Source organism: Nocardia sp. NPDC005825 (assembly GCF_040630175.1).
Taxonomy (GTDB): domain Bacteria; phylum Actinomycetota; class Actinomycetes; order Mycobacteriales; family Mycobacteriaceae; genus Nocardia.
Genome location: NZ_JBEXXC010000003.1, coordinates 553,657 through 572,095 on the forward strand (window position 1 = coordinate 553,657; position 18,439 = coordinate 572,095).

An 18,439-nucleotide genomic window follows, 5' to 3' on the forward strand; every position below is an offset into this window, starting at 1 on the left:
TCTTGCCCAGCAACTGACTAGTCCAGCTCTCTCAGTATCCGGCGCGGGGTTCGAAGCCCGGTGCGTCCAGGGTGGGCGGGGCGGGCTTCGCGGGCTGCTCGACCTGCGGAGCGGGCTTGGGCGCCACCGGTTGCGGGGCGACCGGCTGCGGCGCGGGGGCTTCCGGCGCGACGGGCTGCGGGGCGGCCGGTTCGGTGGCCGCGGGCTCGGGCGCGGGAGACTCGGCGGGCGCGGGAGCGGCGGCCGTGGTGGTGGGCGCGGGCGCGCCCGTGGCCTTCACCGCCGACGACACCACCGCACCACCGGTCGGTGAGCCCTCTGAGGACTTGTCGCTGCCGCACCCTGTGACCCCCGCGAACAACAACGCCCCGCCGAGCACTGCCGCGGCGGCACGAACGGCGAACACCCCTGGTGTAGCAGACTTCATCAGTACCTCGAATCGGAGCTCAAAACTGAAGTGATAGATGTTCACTTCAGCGGGGAGTGTACAAAACCAGCCACCCCTACCCGCCCGGATTCGGAAAACTGGCCCCGACTACTGGGGGCATCGGATCCGGTCCGCCCTGATCAGGCAAACCGTACCCGCAAGCACCGGTTCCAGTCGGTCGGCACCCGAAACTATCCCACCCAGTGGTCCGGGGCTACCCCCCAGCGAGCCCCGGACCCCTCGGCGCGCCGCGGAACTAGTCCGGGATCGCGACCGTCGACGGGAGGTTCACCCAGCTGGGGGCGTCGGGATCCAGCCGCAGATGCTCGGGCTTCAGACCGGAATCGGCCAGGAAGATCATCGGCGGGAGGGCCTTGGGGAAATTGCTCGCGTAGACGTCGATCCGGAGCCGATGGCCGGGCTGCAGGACGGCCTCGATCGGGGTCAGGGCGATATCGAGGGTGACCGGGACGCCGGGGACGGTCTGCTGCCGCCGGGCCAGGTCCAGGTAGTAGTGGGGTTCGGTGTAGTCGCCGTTGGCGGAGCGGAGGCTGGCGTCCTCGTCGATCTGACGCATGGAGGCGACCAACTGGCCGGTCGCGATCTCGTGCGAGACACCGTCGGGGGCAACATCGTTGACCGTCGCGACCCAGTACCCGTCCGCGGCGTCCTCGACCACGTTCAGGTGGACGTTGATCGGGCCCGACACCGTGGTCGGGGCGGACACCGGACTACTGGTGAAGGACAGGCCGTCGTTCTCCCAGACGCGGGAATCGTTGGCGCACAGGTCGAGAATCGCGGTCAGGCCCGCCGTGATGCGGGCGGTGTCGCGGCCGCACAGGCTCGACAGGGCCGGGGTGACCGTCAGATCGCGCACGGCCGGCTGCCGGGGTTCGGCGGACAGGCCGCCGTCGTAGCGCGAGCCGGGACCGGTGCCGGACGGGATGTCGTTCAGATACATCCGGCGGTGGACGGCGTCCGCGCGCGGGAACTCCGGCGCGTCGGTCCAGCCACCGCCCTGCTGCTTCACGATCAGCGGCGTGAATCTGTCCACGCCATTGTCGATTCCGCGCAGCCAGTGGTCGAACCAGGCCCGCTGCAACACATCCAGGCGCGGCGGCATCCCCGGATGGCCGAAACCGCCGACTCCGGAACCCAGGTGGTAGCCGTCGCCCATGATCAGCTTCTTCTGCTCGGGCGGCAGCGGGATGGCGGCGAAGGTGTCGGTGGGCGTGGTGCCGAAGATGTCGAACCACGCCCCCACCATGAAGGTCGGGACCTGGATGTGGGCGATGTCGGTCTTCAGGCCGCGCCGGAAGCCCGAATTCGGGTCCACCAGTTCACGAGTCCGCGCGGTCAGCTGATCGGGGGTCATGGCGGTGTAGCCGTTGACGACCATGTCGACCAGGGTCAGCGGATCGGCGAGGCGGTCGCGCAGCCAGCGGGATTGCTGTGCGGGATCGAACTTTCCGACCAGCAGCGCGGTCACGTCCGGAATCATCTTGAGCGCGTTGACCCCCAGCAGCCACGGCACCAGGAAGCCGACGCCCACCGCGGCGCCCGGGCCCGCGATATCGGTGAAGATGTCGGCGCTGCCCTCGTAGGCGAACACCGCCTTCAGGCCCGGCGGCATCCGGTCGGTGGCCTCCAGCGCGGTGATCGCGGTGAACGAGATCCCCATGGCCCCAACGGCTCCGTCGCTCCAGGACTGGCGGGTGATCCAGTCCACCACCTCGGCGACATCCTGCTTCTCCCGGTCGCCGAACACCTGCCAGGCGCCCTCGGAGGTGCCGGTGCCCCGGGTGTCGACCTGCACCAGGGTGTATCCCGCCTGGGCGAGCGCCCAGTCCTGCGCGGCCGCCTCCAGCGCACCGGAATCCAGCTGCCGGGTCATGTCGAACAGGCCGTCCACCCCGACGCCCGGCAGATTCAGCGACGCCGCCCACGTTTCCAGCGGTTGTTTGATGCCGAGGCCGTCGGCGGCGCTGAGCACCGCCTCGCCGATCAGCAGCGGCAGCTTGCCGTATCCCTGCATCTGGAGGATCACCGGCCGGCGACCGTCCGGGACACGGCCGTTGTCGGCGGGATGAATGATGTCGGCCTTCAGCACGACGCCGTCGGACATGGTGATCGGCACGGCGAGATCGGGGACGATCCCGTTGTGCGGCTGCGGTCCGTCCACCGCGTCGGTCCAGCCCGCCGCGTAGGGGGCGCCGTCGATTCCGGTGAATGCGGTGTCCGACACGGCCATCGGGGCGAGGAACTGGGTTCCCGCCACCACCGCGGCCATGATCACCAGCACTTTCCCGGCCGATCTCCGGGTTCGCCATCGCGCCTTCAGCATTGAGTCCCACCTCTCGCACCATTGTTGGGACAGATTGTTGCTACTGGCGGGTAATAACGACTCGCCCCAGGGCGACATCGTTTTACCCCAGCGCGACAAGCCCATTCGGCCATTCCGTCCCAGACAGTCGGCGGACCGGGTTACGATCCCCCGCGCAGACGAAGAACCGGCGGGAGGGCGACCGGCCGATGGCGATCATGGCGCGCGCGGCGAGCCTGCGCGGATACCGCGAACTCATCGACGAACTGGGCGGCGACGGCGCGGCCCTGCTCCGGCGATTCGGGATCACCCCCGAGGCTCTCGCCGACGGCGACGCCCTGGTCCCCGCCGAATCCCTGGGCCAGGCGCTGAAAGTCGCCATGGAGTTCCTGGACCGCAACTACCCCGGCCCCGACCGGACCATGGCCGCACGGGTCCGGTCGGCCATCGACCGCGCCCTGCTCGAATCCCGGGCCGACATCGACACCGTGGCCCGCATGCTCACCGTGCACGAGCGCACCCTGCAACGCGCATTGGCCGCCGAGGGAACGACTTTCACGGCCCTGCTCGACGCGGCCCGCCGCGATATCGCGCACCGGCTGCTGTGCGAGACCGATCTGCCGATGAGCCGCATCACCACCCTGATCGGGCTGCGTGAACAGTCCGCCCTGACCCGGGCGGTGCGGCGCTGGTACGGCCGGACGCCGCAACAGGTCCGGAACGCGGCCCGCGCGGTCGAACCACGCGGGGCCGGAACCGGTTTCGACCGGCCTACGACGACGGGGCGATGAGGCGTTCGGAGAGCTCCCACAGCGTCGCGGCGGTGGCCGGGTCGGTGGCGTGCGGACTGGCCTGGGCGACAGCGCAATCCGCGAGGTAGGCACCCGAATGCGCGGTCAGGTCGGGGGCGGTCGCCGCCAGGACCGAGGTCGCGGCCGCTTCCGGGATCGTCTTCAGGGTGGTCACGGCCGAGGGGTTGCGGGCGGTGAGCTTGCGCATCTCGGCGAAGTCGGCGCGGGACATGTGCCGGGACAGGTCGGTGGCGCAGACCCCCGGGTGGACGGCATAGGCGTGGATGCCGCGGTCCACGCCGCGAGCCGCGAGTTCCACCGTCATCAGGATGTTCGCGGACTTGGATTGCCCGTAGCTCGCGAACTTGTCGTACTCGCGGCGCTCGAAGTTCGGGTCGTCGAGGTCGGCCGGGTACGCGTGATGCGCCGCCGAGGACACCGTGACGACGCGGCTCGCGACACCGGACCGGTCCGCACCCGCCGACAGCGCGGGCAGCAGGCTGGTGGTGAGGGCGAAGTGGCCGAGATGGTTGGTGCCGAACTGCGATTCGAAGCCGTCGGCGGTGCGGCCGAACGGCGTGTACATCACCCCCGCGTTGTTGATCAGCAGGTGCAGCGCGGGCGCGCGCTCGGCGACGGCCCGCACGGCCGCGCGGACGCTGCCGAGATCGCTCAGGTCCAGCCCGACGACATCGACTGTCGCACCGGGACAGTGCTCACGGATACCGGCCGCGACCGTGCCCGCCGCGGCGGTGTCGCGCGCGGCGAGCAGGACCGTGGCGCCGGCGGCCGCGAGGGCACGGGCGGTCTCGGCTCCGAGACCGCCCGTGGCTCCCGTGACCAGGGCTACGCGACCGGTGAGGTCGATTCCGGCGATGACCTCATCGGTGTGCATCGCGTACCGCTCAGCCCGCGAGCTTCGCGAGGTTGGGGAAATTGCTCAGTTCCCAGCCGCCGTCCACCACCATGTCGATGCCCGTGACATAGGAGGCCTCGTCGGAGGCGAGGAACAGGCACGGGCCCGCGATCTGTTCCGGGGTCGCGGGCGCGCCCATCGGAATGCGGTCCAGGAACATCTGTTTGGCGGGCTCGTACCCCATGACCGCCGCCACCAGCGGGGTGTCCACCAGGCCGGGCAGCACGGCGTTCACCCGGATGCGGTGCTGCGCCAGTTCCAGGGCCGCGTTCTTGGAGAACATGACCACGCCCGCCTTACCCGTGGAGTACGGGCTGCCGCCGGGCATGGGGACCCGGGCGTCCAGGGACGAGATATTGACGATCGAGCCGCCACCGGTCGACTTCATCAGGCGCGCTTCGTGTTTGGTGCACAGGAAGACGCTCTTCTGGATCAGGTCGATGGTGAAGTCCCAATCCGCCTCGGTGAGGTCGGTGACCGCCCCGATGCGGGACGCGCCCGCGCAGTTGAAGGCGGCGTGCAGACCGCCGAATCGCGATGCGGCGACCGCGATTCCCGCCTCCACCTGCGCCTCGTCGGTGACATCGGTGACCGCCGGGACGAAGGCGGCGCCGAGTTCGGCCGCCCGCTTCTCGAGTCCGGCCGCGTCGATGTCGAGGCCGACGACATTCCCGCCCTCGGCGATCACGGCTGCCGCGATGGCCGAACCGATGCCGGAGGCGGCGCCGGTGACGACCGCGGTGCGGCCCTCGAATCTGCGTGCGTTCATCGGGCGCCCGCCTTCAGGAACTCGCCGGTCCGCTCCGTGCCGAGCGTCTCGGCCTTCTCGCCGAGCCCGAAGACGAACTCGCCGTTGACCAGCACCGCGGTGACGGTCTCGTCATTGCGGTTGACCATGCGCGAGAGGTTGTCGTACTCCGGAACCGGGTTCTCGGCGTAGGCGGTGAGACTGTCGTCGAGCCGCTCGGGATCGATGATCAGCACATCGGCCCGGTCACCCTCGCGCAGATGTCCGGCATCGAGGTCGTACCAGTCGGCCAGCTCACCGGTCACCCGGTGCACGGCATGCTCGAGCGTCATGAACGGCGTGCCCGCCTGCTGCGCCCGCTGCACCCGCTCGAGCAGCCGCAGCCCGAAGTTGTAGAACGCCATGTTCCGCAGGTGCGCGCCGGCGTCCGAGAAGCCCAGCTGCACACTGGGATCCGCGGCCAGCACGTTCAGCACCTCGGGCCGGTGGTTCGAGATGGTGGTGCGCCAGCGCACCTTGGGGCCGTACTCCACCACCAGATCCAGGAAGGCGTCGACGGGGTGCACGCCGCCGCGGTCCACGCCGACCTGACCGAAGGTCTTGCCGATCACGCTCTCATCGGGGCATTCGGTGATCTCGGCGTCGAAGAAGTCGCGGTGCCAGACTCGCGGGCCCCACTTCTTGTCGTAGTCCTTGCGGAACCAGCGCCGGTATTCCTCGTCGGCCAGCAGCGCGCGGCGTTCCTCGATCTGGTTGGACAGGTGCAGAGCCGCCGCGCCGGAACCGAATTCCTCGAACACCGGCAGGTCGATACCGTCGGAGTACACCTCGAACGGCACCGGCAGGTGCTGCCAGCGGAAGTCGCCGCCCAGCTTGTTGATGATCTTGCCGAGCAGCGGGAAGACCTTCACCACACCGGGAATCGCCTTGATGTCGGCCGCCGACAGCAGGCTCACCTTCAGGTGCGGCCGGAAGAAGCCGAGGCTGCTGGCCGCCATGCCGATCAGGCTCTGCGGCTTGGCCACGTCCGGACCGCCCTGCAACGCCCGCTTGCGGTCGCGCAGAATGCGATTCAGGCGACGCCGCTCCTTGGCGGTGGCATAGGTCGAGGGCAGGGTGCGCGAGCGGCACACCTCGCCGTCGAGCTTGTCGAACAGCAGCTGCTGCGAGGACATGCCGACGAAGCCCGCGTCCAGGGCCTCGGTCAGCTTGTGCTCCATGGCCGTCAGCTCGTTCTCGGTCGGCTTCACCTTCGGATCGGTGGCGCGGGTCAGACCCAGCTGCGCCGCCCGGATGTCCGAATGACCGATGAACGCGGCCACATTCGGGCCCAGCGGCAGCGACTCCAGCGCCGCCACATAGCTGTGCGCGCTGTTCCAGGTCTTGAGCGCGTCGACCGCCTCCACCACGTGCTTGCGCGGAATCGCCTCCACCCGGCCGAACAGGTCGCCCGCGTCCGAACCGCCGACGTGCACGGTGGACAGCGAGCACGAGCCCAGCAGCAGGGTGGTGACGCCGTGCCGCAGCGACTCCGACAGCGTCGGGTCGAGCAGCACCTCCACGTCGTAGTGGGTGTGGATGTCGATCATGCCGGGCATGACCCAGCGGCCGGTCGCGTCGATCACGCGCCCGCAATCGGTTTCGTCCAGCGGCGCGGCCGAGACCGTCGCCACCCGGCCGTCACGGATGCCGAGATTGCGGATGGCCGACGGAGCGCCGGTTCCGTCGAACCAGCGGCCGTTCTTGATGATGGTGTCGTACACAGGAATTCACTTCCCCAGTGTGAGGTCGCGGCGCAGCACCTTGCCGGTGGCGTTGCGCGGCAGCGGATCCGCGGTGACCAGCCAGCGGGCGGGCACCTTGAAGTAGGCCAGTTGCCTGGCCACGTGGTCGCGCAGTTCGTCCTCGGTCAGCGCCTCCGGATCGTCGACCACGACGATGGCGGCCACCTCCTGGCCGAGATCCTCGTGCGGGACGCCGATCACGGCCGATTCGCGCACCAGCGGGTGCTCGTCGAGGACGTTCTCGATCTCCTGCGGGTAGACGTTCTCGCCGCCGCGCAGGATGAGATCCGAACGGCGGCCGGAGATGTAGAGCTTGCCGCCGCGCAGCGTGCCGAAGTCGCCGGTGCGCAGCCAGCGGTTCTCGTCGATGGCCGCCTTGGTGGCGTCGTCGTTGTTCCAGTAGCCGAGCATGACGTAGGGGCTGCGGATGCAGATCTCGCCTTCCTCGCCGTCGGCCACGGGCTTGCCGTCGGGGTCGCGGACCTCGAGCGAGACGCCGACCACCGCGCGGCCCACGGTCTCGTTGTCGGCGGCCAGTTCCGGCGGGGTGGCCACGGTCGCGGCGGTGCCGGACTCGGTGCAGCCGTAGCTGGTGGTCAGACCCTGCAGCGCCACCGGGAACTTCTCGCGCAAACGCTGCACCAGCGCCGGGGAGGACGGCGCGGAGTTCAGCGAGAACGCGGTCAGCGAGGACAGGTCGTACTTCGAGATGTCCACGCCCAGAATGCGACTGGCCAGCGTCGGCACGGCCGCCCAGTTGGTGACCTTCTCGGTCTCGACCAGCCGCAGCAGCGATTCCGCGTCGAACTCGCCCGAGGTCGGGAAGACCACGGCGTCACCGGTGGTGAGGCGCGGGATCGACAGGTTGTGCAGGCTCGCGATGTGGAACAGCGGCATGGTGGCCAGGTAGCGGCGGCCGGCCGGGGAACCGTCCCAGGCCTGGCCGCGGAAGCCGGCGGCCAGCGCGTCCATGAAGCGGTGGTAGTCGGCGACCGCCACCATGTTCCGCTGGGTGTGCACCACGCCCTTGGGGCGGCCGGTGGTGCCGGAGGTGTAGAGGATGATCGCCGGATCGTCCTCGGTCACCTCGGCGGCCGGGTTGCCGCCCGCGAACTCCGCGATCAGCGCGGGCAGGTCGGTCTCCATGGTCAGCACCGGGATGTCGGTGCCGGTCTCGGCGGCCAGCGCGGCCCGCTTGGCGTCGGCGATCACCACCGTCGGGGCGGAGTGCTCGAGGCCGTACTCGATCTCGCGCGGCACCCACCAGGCGTTGTAGCCCACCGGGATCGCGCCCAGGCGCTGCGCGGCCCAGAAGGTCAGCACCCATTCGGGGGTGTTGGCGGCCAGGATGCCGATCCGGTCGCCCTTGCCGACGCCGTAGCGCTCGGCCAGCGCGGCCGCGAGCGCGCCCGCGGCGGCGTAGTGCTCGGCGAAGGTGTAGCGGGTGCGCGCGGACACGAGGTAGTCGAGTTCGCCCAGTTCGCGGGAGGCGTCCAGCAGTTCCAGCAGCGACGCGTGGCGGTGCTTGAACACCGGCTGCGGCACGCCCAGCACCTGCTCGACCGTCATCTCGAACGGACCGCCCGGGCCGGTCAGCTTTCCGGCGACCTGCGCGGCGAGCGCCTGGAGGTCAACTGCGTTGGTCATGAATCAAGTCCTCGAATCCTTGTGCGCGAACCGTGGCGGGTGATCGGAGTGAGGCCGGTCACGCCGCCCCCCGGACTGTATCGAAGGTCGCTTTCAGGTAGGTGTCGGCACGAGGAGAACCGATCAGGCCCGCCTCCATCCGGTTCATCGCGTAGGCGAAGGTGACCCGGTGGTCCAGGTCGTTGACCACCATCGAGCCGCCGATCCCGGCCCACCAGCACACCCGGCCGTCCGGCACGTGCGGCGCGGTCTGCGGCTGCGGCAGGCCGTAGCCGATGCCGAAGCTCAGCGGCACCATGATGGCCAGGTCCACGCCGTCGGACTGCTGCTCGAAGATGAGGTCGATGGTCTTGTCCGACAACAGCTTCCGGCCGCTCAGCTCGCCGCCATTGCTGATCAGCGACTGCAACCGGGCGATGGAACGGGCATTGCCGTGCCCGCCCATGCCGCCCAGCTCGGCCTGCTGCCACTGCGGGGTCCCGCATTCGGCGAAGTCCAGCAGCGGCTGGAACAGGGTCTTGAACATGACGCTGTCCTGCGGCAGCAGCGACGGATCGAAGTCCGGCAGCTCCGGCGGGACCAGGGTCGCGATGCGGCCCAGATCCTCGGTGGCCATGCCGATGTGGAAGTCCGCGCCCAGCGGGCCCGCCAGCTCCTCGGCGAAGAAGCGGCCCAGCGGGCGACCCGTGACGCGCTTGACCAGCGCGCCCAGCAGGTGGCCGTAGTTCATGGCGTGATAGCCCGACGCGGTGCCCGGCTCCCACCACGGCGTCTGCGCCGCAAGGCGATCCGTGGCCGCGTCGGTGTCGTAGATGTCCGACAGCACGATCGGGGCCTCCCAGCTGGAGACGCCCGAGGTGTGCGACAGCAGGTGCCGCACCTCGATATCGGCCTTGCCGTTGGCGGCGAACTCGGGCCAGTAGTGGGCCACCTTCTGGTGCACGTCCAGCTCACCGCGGTCGACCAGCAGCAGCACGCTCAGCGCGACCATGGTCTTGGTGATGGAGAAGGTGTTCACCACGGTGTCCGCGGCCCACGGCGTGGTCTTGCCCGGGTCGGCGTATCCGCCCCAGAGATCCACCACGGGCTCGCCGTCCACGGTCACGCAGACCGAGGCGCCCAGCTCCGCGCCCGACTCCACCTGCTCGGTGAAAGCCGCACGGACAGCTTCGAATTCGTCGGCGCAGAATCCAGCGACGTTGCTCATCCCGACCGTTCCCTCCCTACGCTTCGACCAGCGCGCGACCGCGGACCGGCAGGCTGTTGCCCACCGCCGCCGCGCGGCGCGCGCCATCGGTGAGTTCCTTCTTCAGCTCGCGCACGTAGACGTCGAAGTCGATCTGGATCGTGTGCCGCGGCGAGTTGTAGTAGCGCTCGGCGCGCTCGGCCTCGGCCTTGGCCGCCGCGGCGGTCATATCGGCCTGCGACGGGAGCCGGTAGTTGCCCGTCAGGTAGGCAGCGACCAGCTTGGACTGCTGCTCGGCGAAGTTCACCAAGGTCGGCATCGGCTGGGCCAGACCGAGATAGAACAGATTGTCGATATCCGGCTTGACCATCTGACGCCACAGCGGCAGCTTGTTGGCCGCATCGGGCACCAGCACCGGATCGGTGAAGAACGGGAAGCTGATGTGATAGCCGGTGGCGCACACGACCACGTCCACCTCTTCGGTGGAGCCGTCCGCGAAGTGCACGACCTTGCCGTCGAGCTTGGTGATGGCGGGCTTGAAATCGATATCGCCGCAACCGACCTTGTGCAGGAACTCCTCACTGGCCGACGGATGCGCCTCGAAGGGCAGGTGATCCGGCTTGGGCAGGCCGTAGTCCTCCATGCGGCCGCGGTTCTTGACCACGAAGCGCTGCTTGAGCTTGAGCGCCAGCTTCGGTGGCATCCAGGACGGCACCACCTGGGTGTCGCCGACCTTGCCGCCGACGTACTTGGGCAGCACCCACACGCCGCGGCGGGCCGAGACCCACAGCTTGTCGGCGATGAACTTCTGCGACAGCTCGCAGGCGACGTCCAGACCCGAATTGCCCATGCCCACCACGACGATTCGCTTGCCGCGCATGTCGATCGGGTCGAAGGGGTCGTTGTAGGAGTGCGAGTGGATCAGGGTGCCGTCGAACTCGCCCGGGTAGTCGGGGGTGCGCGGATCCCAGTGGTGGCCGTTGGCCACGATCAGGGCGTCGTAGGTCTCGACGGTGCCCTGGTCGGTGGTGACCGTCCACAGGCCGTCGGCGGCACGATCGGCCGAGGTCACCTTGTGGTTGAACCGGATTCGGTCGCGGAGGCCGAAGTGCTCGACGTAATCCTTGAAGTACTGGTGCAGCTGGCTGTGGTGCGGGAAGTCCGGCCACGCGTCGGGCGCCGGGAAGTCCTCGAACTGCAGCCGGAACTTCGAGGTGTCGATGTGCAGGCTCTGGTAGCAGGCCGACATCCCGTTCGGGTTCTTGTAGTACCAGTTGCCGCCCACCTCGTCGGAGGCTTCGTAGCAGTCGAAGGGGATGCCGTATTCGGCCATGCGCTTCGCGGCGGTGATGCCCGACGGGCCCGCGCCGATGATGGCGACCCGGGGTAGCTCGCGGTTCTGTGCGGATTTCGCAGCCAATTCACTCTCCTGATTCGGCGACGGGTCTGAGAGCCCTGCCGGACGTGACGTGCCACACACGCTAACACTCACTAGACAGTGTGTCTAGTGAGTGAACTTGCGTCTATCATTCAAGCGTGACCCGATCCGATGTAGACCACCCCGAAACCCCGCGGCGCACCTCGCTGCGCGACGAACAGAAACGGCTCACCCGCAGCCGGCTCATCGACGCCGCCAAGCAGCTGTTCACCGAGCAGGGCTACGCGCCGGTCCGCGTCGACGACATCGCCGCCGCCGTCGGCTGCAGCCGCGCCACCTTCTACCTGCACTTCACCGGGAAACCGGACGTGCTGCGGGCAATCGCCGAACAGGGCACGCTGCCCAGCGTCCGGAACTTCTACGAGGACCTCGACCACGTGCTCGACACCGGCTCGCGCGAGGAATTCGCGGCGTGGATGCGCCGGGCCATCGACTGGTTCCAGGAATACAAGGACCTGCTCCCCGCCTGGGACGAGGCCACCACCCTCGAACCCGAATTCCGCGAAGTGGCCAAGGAGGGCATCATGTCGCTGCCCAGCGTCATGAGCTCCTACCTGTCGCGCTGGCCCGCCGACCGCCAGGAGGAGGCGCGGCTGCGCGTCGAACTCCTGGTCGCCCAGCTGGAACGCTTCTTCACCCGCTGGGCCATGCAGGGCACCATCGACGTCTCGGCCGACGAGGCCGCGGCCGTCCTCACCGACATCTGGTATCCGGCGCTCCAGACGCCGAAGGACTAATCCGAGACCGGCGTGACGCGGGCGCGATCCAGTTCCCAGAACGCGCGCAGCGCAATGACTTTCCCGTCCGCGTTCACGCGATAGACGGCCACCAGATCCACCTCGACGCTCACCTCGGGGCGGGTACTGCGAATGGTTCCGGTGAAGGCGGCCTCGTCGCCGCAGGCGAAGGAATCCGCCCAGGTGAATTCGATGCGGCTGGGCTCGATCGCCATATCCCAGAACGCCGCGATGGCGGCGTGTCCCGAGTGCCCCTCCCCCACCGGGTCGTAGGGGGAAATCCCGACCGGATCCTCCACGCGGGCGTCGTCGGCGAACAATGCCAGCCATTCGGCCTTGCGCTTACCGCGCACCGCGGCCTGCGAGGCGAGTCCGGCACGGCGAGCGGGATGTTCGGGCGACATCCCGCCATCCTCACCGGGCCGTCGGCGGGCCGGATCGGCGAATACCGGTGAGCGGGATGAAAAGACCTCGGGCCGACGCCATAAGGCGTCGGCCCGAAATCTGAAATTGAATTGTTTGAGAAATCAGCGGCCGGCGGCGGAGCCGGTCCAGCCGAAGCCCGCGCCCTGGTCGGACGGCTGGGTGCCGTTGACCAGCGCCTCGCACTGCTCGACCGTCTGGCCCGACCGGATGCAGGCCGCCCACGGGTCGTAGATCGTGGGGAAATCGGCGGCGGCGGTGGCGGCCGGGCCGGCGATACCGCCCGCGATCACTGCGGCGACGACAAGCTTCTTCACGTGGGAATCCTCCAGAGTCTTTACCGAATTGCGGTAAAGGTTGCCACGCGAATCCGAAAATCACCAAGCGGTACGGGAATTCGGCGTGGGAATTAGGGCAGAACCCCTAATCCCCACCGGACGGAAGGGACCGATCAGGCAACTCGGACGTCGGCCGCGGAGATGCCGGCTGTCAAGGATTCGACGGCCGCGTAATAGCGATCGGCGAGCAGGCGCACCACGGACGGGTGCACGCCGATCGGCTCGGCGACGCCGTCCGCGCCCGCCTCGTGCAGGCGCTGATGGAACAGCCCGTGCGCGAGCAGGTACGAGGCCACGAAGACGCGGCGCGCGCCCGCGGCCCGGACCCGGGCCACCACTTCGGGGACCTTGGGCTCGCCGGTGGCGATGTAGGCCAGGTGGGCGGGCGTGCCGACCCGCTCGGAGAGCAGGTTGGCGGCGCGCTGCACATCCTGGCGTGCCCGGGCGTCCGAGGAGCCCGCGGCGGCGAAGACCACCGCGTCCCCCGGCCGCCAGCCCGCAGCCCGCAGCCGCAGGTGCATGACCTCGGCCAGCGCCGGGTCCGGACCCATGGCCTGGGTGACCGCGACCGCGTCGTGCGCACTCGCGGCCACCTCTCGCGGCACATCCTGATACACGTGGTAGCCCGAGGCCAGGAAGGCCGGAACCACCACGGCGGGAACCGGATCCAGATCCCGCAACACCTCGGCCGGGGACGGGCCCAGCACATCCACGAACGCGGTCCGCACCTGCGGCGCGGCCGTGATCGCCACTTCACGCAACGATGCCGATGCGGCCCCGAAATCGGCACCGGCACCTGTCCCGGACAGCCGGGCCGCGTGCGCGAGCGCCGAGGCGCCCAGCTCCCGCGCGACCGCCTCGGCCAGCTCGGCGATCATCTCCACGCCGCGCGCGCTGCGGGTGCCGTGGGCGACCAGCACCAGCGCGGGGGCGCTCACCACGCACCCCGCGGCGGACGGACGGCTCCCGACCCCGGCGGGGTGCCGGGAGAGCCGTACGAGCGGGGCGGGAACGCCTGCCGTGACACCGAACTCGACTGTGTGGCATTGGGATTCGACGGGCGCGACGCCGACACGGCGCGAGCGGCGGCCGCCGACCGGGCAGCACCGGCCGCCGGACCCGCGACCGGGGTCGCGGGCGCCGCACCGCCCGGCTGCACCGGAAGACCAACGGGGCGAACATCATTCGTCGGGGAGGCCGATCGCACCGGGGCCGCGCCCGGTCGCGCCGCCCCGGTGCTCGGGCCCGCCGGAGCGGGCGCCGATCGCAGCGGCGCGGCGGTGGACCGGGCCACGGGCGACGGAGCCGCGGCCGGGTGAGCCGTGCCGTTGACGGCCGACGGGGCGCCCGGGCGGCGGGGAGCCACGGCGGGCGGGGTGTCGGTCAGCGGCTGCCGAGCGCCCGGGATCCGCGACGGCGGGACCTCGCGGCGGGCGACCGGACCGGCGCCGCGCGCCGGACCAGGCTGGCGGGCAACGGGATTCGCGGCCTCGTGCGGATTGTCGATGCACTCGGCCGGGTCCAGGGCGAGACGGTACCCGCGCTTGACGACGGTCTGGATGGCCTTGGGGGTGCCCAGACCCGCCCGCAGCCGGGCGATGGCGGTCTCCACGGCGTGGGTGTCGTCGCCGCCGCCGGGGAGAGCGGCGAGCAGGTCCTCGCGCGAGACCACACGGCCCGGCTGACGGGCCAGCGAACGCATGAGCGCCATCGGCGCGGGAGCCAGCTGCCGCACCTGACCGTCCACCACGACACAGCCGCCGCGGACGCTCAGAACGTGACCGGCGGCCTGGATCCGGTTGGCGCGCCGGGGCAGTTCCTCGGCGACGTGCCGGGCCAGGGCGCCCAGCCGGGCACGGCCGGGGCTCGTGGTGGGCACGCCCAGCTCCTCCAGCGGTGCGGCCGTGATCGGGCCGACGCAGGCGGGCAGCACCCGGGTGCGGAAGGCGTGCAGTACCGCCTCCAGCAGACCGGTTTCCTTGGCGCGCATGAGAAGTGAGGCAACGGCCGGGGCACTGGTGAAGGTCACACAGTCCAGTCCGGCCGTGACGATCCCCTCGATGAGGCGATCCATCGGGGTGCGGTCGTCCGGCGGGATCCACCGGTAGACGGGCACCGGAACCACGTCGGCTCCGGCGCAGCGCAGCACCTCGCAGAAGTCGGGGACGGGCTCCCATTCGGTGGTCGCGCCGTGCAGCTGCACCGCGATCCGCACCCCCTCGACGCCCTGCGCCAGCAGGTGATCGAGCACCTCGGCACTGGATTCCGAAGCGGGAGACCATTCTTCGCGCAGCTCGGCCGCGCGGATGGCGCCCTTGGCCTTGGGGCCGCGGGCCAGCATGCGGGTCGAGGCCAGCGTGGAGCGCAGCTCCTCGGCCAGGCCCCAGCCCTCCGCGGCCTCCATCCAGCCGCGGAAACCGATGCCGGTGGTGGCGACCGCGATCTGCGGCGGGTCGGCGACCAGCTGTCGCGTCACCCGCTCCAGCTCGTTGTCGTCGGCCAGCGGAATGATCCGGATGGCCGGGGCGGACACGACATTCGCGCCCCGGCGGGCCAGCAGGGTGCCGAGTTCGTCGGCACGCCGGGCAGCCGTGATGCCGACCGTGAAACCGGCCAGCGGAGTACCGCCGTCGACCTCGGTCATGCGGTACCGCCGACGAATTGCACGGGGTCGTTCGACACCGCGACCACGCCGTCCTCCACGCGCACCGCGTAGACCGGCAGGGAGATGGTGTCGTCGTCCAGGCAGCGCCCGTCGATCAGCGAGAACGCCTGCTTGAGCAGCGGGGACGCCACGACGGGCACGCCGCCGCGGTCGCCGACCAGGCCGCGCGACATGACCGCCGCGCGCCCGAACGGATCGATATTGCCGACGGCGAACAGCGTGCCGTCGGTGGTGAGGAACAGGGCCGCCTGGCGGCCGCCCTTCAGCAGCACCGCCACGCCGCGGCCGGGAATCAGATAGTCCTGCCGGCAGGCCTGGGTCCACCCCGAGGTGGTGGTGACTGCGGTGCCGGGTGTGTCGATCACGGTCATCGGTAACTCTCCTCCGAACGCCTTACCTATTGGTACCGGCGCCCTGTTTCCAAGTCGTTAAGCAGTCATTTCCCGGTTGTGGCGGCTTCTGTGGCCTGGGCCGCACTCACCGGAAGCTCCGGGATGCCGAGCAGGACGGGCACCTTGCGCTCGCCGCTCTCGTCGAAGCCGATGGTCGGATCCGACTCCTCGGGGGCGTTGACGAAGGACACGAAGCGCGACAGCTTGCCCTCGTCCTCGAGCACGGCGGCCCACTCGTCCTTGTAGCCGTCCACGTGCTTGGCCATGGCGGCCTCCAGGTCGGCGGCGATGCCCAGGCTGTCCTCGCAGACGACGGCCTTGAGGTAGTCGATGCCGCCCTCCAGGGCCTCCTGCCACGGCGCGGTGCGCTGCAGGCGGTCCGCGGTGCGGATGTAGAACATCAGGTAGCGGTCGATGTACTTGATCAGCGTCTCGTCGTCGAGCTCACCGGCCAGCAGCACCGCGTGCTTCGGGGTCAGACCGCCGTTGCCGCCGACGTAGAGGTTCCAGCCGTTCTCGGTGGCGATGACGCCGACGTCCTTGCCTCGCGCCTCCGCGCACTCCCGGGCGCAGCCCGACACAGCCAGCTTCAGCTTGTGCGGGGAACGCAAACCGCGGTAACGCTTTTCGAGCAGCACCGCCATGCCGACCGAGTCCTGCTGGCCGTAGCGGCACCAGGTCGAGCCGACGCAGGACTTCACCGTGCGCAGCGACTTGCCGTAGGCGTGACCGGACTCCATGCCCACGTCCACCAGGCGCTTCCAGATCAGCGGCAGCTGCTCGACGCGGGCGCCGAACAGGTCGATGCGCTGACCGCCGGTGACCTTCACGTACAGGTCGAATTCCTTGGCGATCTCACCGATGGTGATGAGCTGGTCGGCGGTCACCTCACCGCCGGGCATCCGCGGCACGACCGAGTAGGTGCCGTTCTTCTGCAGGTTGGCCAGGAAGTGGTCGTTGGTGTCCTGCAGCGAGGCCTGCTCGCCGTCGAGGATGTGATCGCTCGAGGTGGAGGCCAGGATGGAGGCCACCGTCGGCTTGCAGATATCGCAGCCGGTGCCCTTGCCGTACTTGGCGATCAGGGCCGAGAAGGTGCGGATACCGGTCGACTGGATGATGTGGAACAGCTCGGCGCGCGACTGCGAGAAGTGCTCGCACAGCGACTTGGAGACCTCCACACCCGACTGCTCCAGCAGCTTCTTGAGCATGGGAACGCAACCGCCGCAGGAGGTTCCGGCATTGGTGCAGCTCTTGATGGCCGGGACGTCGCAGGCGCCGTCGGCGATCGCGCCGCAGATGGAACCCTTCGAGACATTGTTGCAGGAGCAGATCTGCGCGTCGTCGGGCAGCGCGTCCGCGCCCAGTTCCGCACCGGCCGGGGAGATCAGCGCGGCCGGATCGGCGGGCAGCGGGCGGCCGACCAGCGGACGCAGCGCCGAGTACTGGGTGGCGTCACCGACCAGGATGCCGCCGAGCAGGGTCTGCGCGTCGTCGGAGACGACCAGCTTGGCGTAGGTGCCCTTGGCGGCGTCGTGCAGCACCACCGACAGCGCGCCCTCGGTTTTGGCGTGCGCGTCACCGAAGGAGGCCACGTCCACGCCGAGCAGCTTCAGCTTGGTCGACATGTCCGCGCCCGGGAACTCGCCCTCGCCGCCGAGCATGCGGTCCGCGACCACCTCGGCGGTGCTGTAACCCGGGGCCACCAGGCCGTAGCAGACGCCCTCGACCGCGGCGACCTCACCGATGGCGTAGATGCTCGGGTCCGAGGTGCGCAGGCCCAGGTCGGTGATGACGCCGCCACGCGGGCCGACCTCGATGCCGGCGGTCTTGGCGATCTCGTCGCGGGGACGCACACCGGCGGCGAAAACCACCAGCGCGGCCCGCAATTCGCTCTCGTCGGACAGCTTGACCGACAGCTTCTCCGCGAGCGCGGCATCGGCGACGATCTCGACCGAGGAGGTGCCGACGCCGGTGTGCACCTCCAGGCCGAGCTCGGTGACCAGCTTCTCCAGGATCGCGCCGCCGCCCTCGTCGACCTGGGCGGGCATCAGCCAGTTGTTGTACTCGATCACGTGCGGGGTCATGCCCAGCAGGCGCAGCGCGTTGGCCGCCTCCAGGCCGAGCAGACCGCCGCCGACCACGACGCCGACCGCGCCCGGACCGGCCGCCTCGGCGGTGGCCCGGATGCCGTCGAGGTCCTCGAGGGTGCGGTAGACGTAGCAGCCCTCGGAGTCGGCGCCCGGCACCGGCGGCACCCAGGCGTAGGAGCCGGTGGCCAGCACCAGCGCGTCGTAGCCGATCACGTCGCCGGTGGAGGTGGTGACCTTGCGGGCCGCCTTGTCGATGCTGTCGGCGCGCTGGCCCAGCCGCACCTCGACCAGCTCGTCGCCCTCGTAGTCGTTGCCGGGCAGCGCCAGCGCCGAGGTCTCCCAGATGCCGACGTAGGACGAGAGCCCGACGCGGTCGTAGGCGGCCAGCTTCTCCTCGCTGAGCACGATGACCTGCCACACGCCGGCCTCGTCGCGGGAGCGCAGGGCTTCCACGAAGCGGTGTCCGACCATGCCGTGGCCGACCACTACGACGGTCTTGCGTTCGATGTTGTTGGTCATGACGGTCCCTTTCGA

General features: G+C 69.8%; 15 protein-coding genes and 1 pseudogene. 2 read left to right on the forward strand and 14 right to left on the reverse strand.

Annotated features, from left to right (window positions below):
• Positions 1-31: 31 nt before the first annotated feature.
• Positions 32-427, reverse strand: a complete 396-nt coding sequence (locus ABZ382_RS11400; protein ID WP_357086951.1) for a hypothetical protein — start codon at positions 425-427, stop codon at positions 32-34.
• A gap of 256 nt (positions 428-683) precedes the next feature.
• Positions 684-2,771 (reverse strand): CocE/NonD family hydrolase, encoded by a 2,088-nt coding sequence (locus ABZ382_RS11405; protein WP_357086954.1) that lies wholly within the window; start codon positions 2,769-2,771, stop codon positions 684-686.
• Positions 2,772-2,959: 188 nt separating this feature from the next.
• On the opposite strand from ABZ382_RS11405, the gene ABZ382_RS11410 reads away from it, so the two are divergent.
• Positions 2,960-3,541: a helix-turn-helix domain-containing protein gene (locus tag ABZ382_RS11410; protein WP_357086957.1), complete on the forward strand. Its 582-nt coding sequence runs from the start codon at positions 2,960-2,962 to the stop codon at positions 3,539-3,541.
• On the opposite strand, the gene ABZ382_RS11415 is transcribed toward ABZ382_RS11410, so the two are convergent.
• Genes ABZ382_RS11415 through ABZ382_RS11440 form a run of 6 tightly spaced genes read right to left on the reverse strand, consistent with a single transcriptional unit; the run spans position 3,522 to position 11,242 of the window.
• Entirely contained in the window at positions 3,522-4,436 is a 915-nt protein-coding gene (locus tag ABZ382_RS11415; protein WP_357086959.1) for an SDR family NAD(P)-dependent oxidoreductase, read from the reverse strand. The two genes, ABZ382_RS11410 and ABZ382_RS11415, sit on opposite strands and share 20 nt — an antisense overlap.
• Before the next feature lie 10 nt (positions 4,437-4,446).
• Entirely contained in the window at positions 4,447-5,226 is a 780-nt protein-coding gene (locus tag ABZ382_RS11420) for an SDR family NAD(P)-dependent oxidoreductase (RefSeq protein ID WP_357086961.1), read from the reverse strand.
• On the reverse strand, positions 5,223-6,968 hold the full coding sequence (locus ABZ382_RS11425; RefSeq protein ID WP_357086964.1) for an amidohydrolase family protein: 1,746 nt from the start codon (positions 6,966-6,968) through the stop codon (positions 5,223-5,225). The genes ABZ382_RS11420 and ABZ382_RS11425 overlap by 4 nt, the downstream gene beginning before the upstream one ends.
• A gap of 6 nt (positions 6,969-6,974) precedes the next feature.
• Entirely contained in the window at positions 6,975-8,636 is a 1,662-nt protein-coding gene (locus ABZ382_RS11430; RefSeq protein WP_357086966.1) for a class I adenylate-forming enzyme family protein, read from the reverse strand.
• A 58-nt stretch (positions 8,637-8,694) separates the two neighbouring features.
• Positions 8,695-9,843, reverse strand: a complete 1,149-nt coding sequence (locus ABZ382_RS11435) for a serine hydrolase domain-containing protein (protein ID WP_357086968.1) — start codon at positions 9,841-9,843, stop codon at positions 8,695-8,697.
• 16 nt (positions 9,844-9,859) lie between these two features.
• Positions 9,860-11,242, reverse strand: coding sequence for an NAD(P)-binding domain-containing protein (locus ABZ382_RS11440; RefSeq protein WP_357086970.1), 1,383 nt, complete (start codon positions 11,240-11,242; stop codon positions 9,860-9,862).
• Positions 11,243-11,358: 116 nt separating this feature from the next.
• Between ABZ382_RS11440 and ABZ382_RS11445 the strand changes: the two genes are divergently transcribed.
• Entirely contained in the window at positions 11,359-11,997 is a 639-nt protein-coding gene (locus ABZ382_RS11445; protein ID WP_357086973.1) for a TetR/AcrR family transcriptional regulator, read from the forward strand.
• On the opposite strand, the gene ABZ382_RS11450 is transcribed toward ABZ382_RS11445, so the two are convergent.
• The 6 genes and pseudogenes from ABZ382_RS11450 to nirB form a co-directional block, all read right to left on the reverse strand.
• On the reverse strand, positions 11,994-12,401 hold the full coding sequence (locus tag ABZ382_RS11450) for a nuclear transport factor 2 family protein (RefSeq protein ID WP_357086976.1): 408 nt from the start codon (positions 12,399-12,401) through the stop codon (positions 11,994-11,996). The two genes, ABZ382_RS11445 and ABZ382_RS11450, sit on opposite strands and share 4 nt — an antisense overlap.
• A 123-nt stretch (positions 12,402-12,524) precedes the next feature.
• Entirely contained in the window at positions 12,525-12,737 is a 213-nt protein-coding gene (locus tag ABZ382_RS11455; protein WP_357086979.1) for a hypothetical protein, read from the reverse strand.
• A gap of 134 nt (positions 12,738-12,871) precedes the next feature.
• On the reverse strand, positions 12,872-13,696 hold the full coding sequence (locus ABZ382_RS11460) for a CbiX/SirB N-terminal domain-containing protein (protein WP_357086981.1): 825 nt from the start codon (positions 13,694-13,696) through the stop codon (positions 12,872-12,874).
• Positions 13,697-14,256: 560 nt separating this feature from the next.
• Positions 14,257-15,402 (reverse strand): annotated as a pseudogene (locus ABZ382_RS11465) (uroporphyrinogen-III synthase); the annotation flags it as partial.
• Positions 15,399-15,794 carry a nitrite reductase small subunit NirD gene (gene nirD / locus ABZ382_RS11470; protein WP_357086984.1) on the reverse strand — a complete coding sequence of 132 codons (396 nt, stop codon included), beginning with the start codon at positions 15,792-15,794 and terminating at the stop codon, positions 15,399-15,401. The gene nirD and the pseudogene ABZ382_RS11465, both read right to left, overlap by 4 nt.
• Positions 15,795-15,859: 65 nt before the next feature.
• Positions 15,860-18,412: a nitrite reductase large subunit NirB gene (nirB, locus tag ABZ382_RS11475; protein WP_357087339.1), complete on the reverse strand. Its 2,553-nt coding sequence runs from the start codon at positions 18,410-18,412 to the stop codon at positions 15,860-15,862.
• Positions 18,413-18,439: the final 27 nt, after the last annotated feature.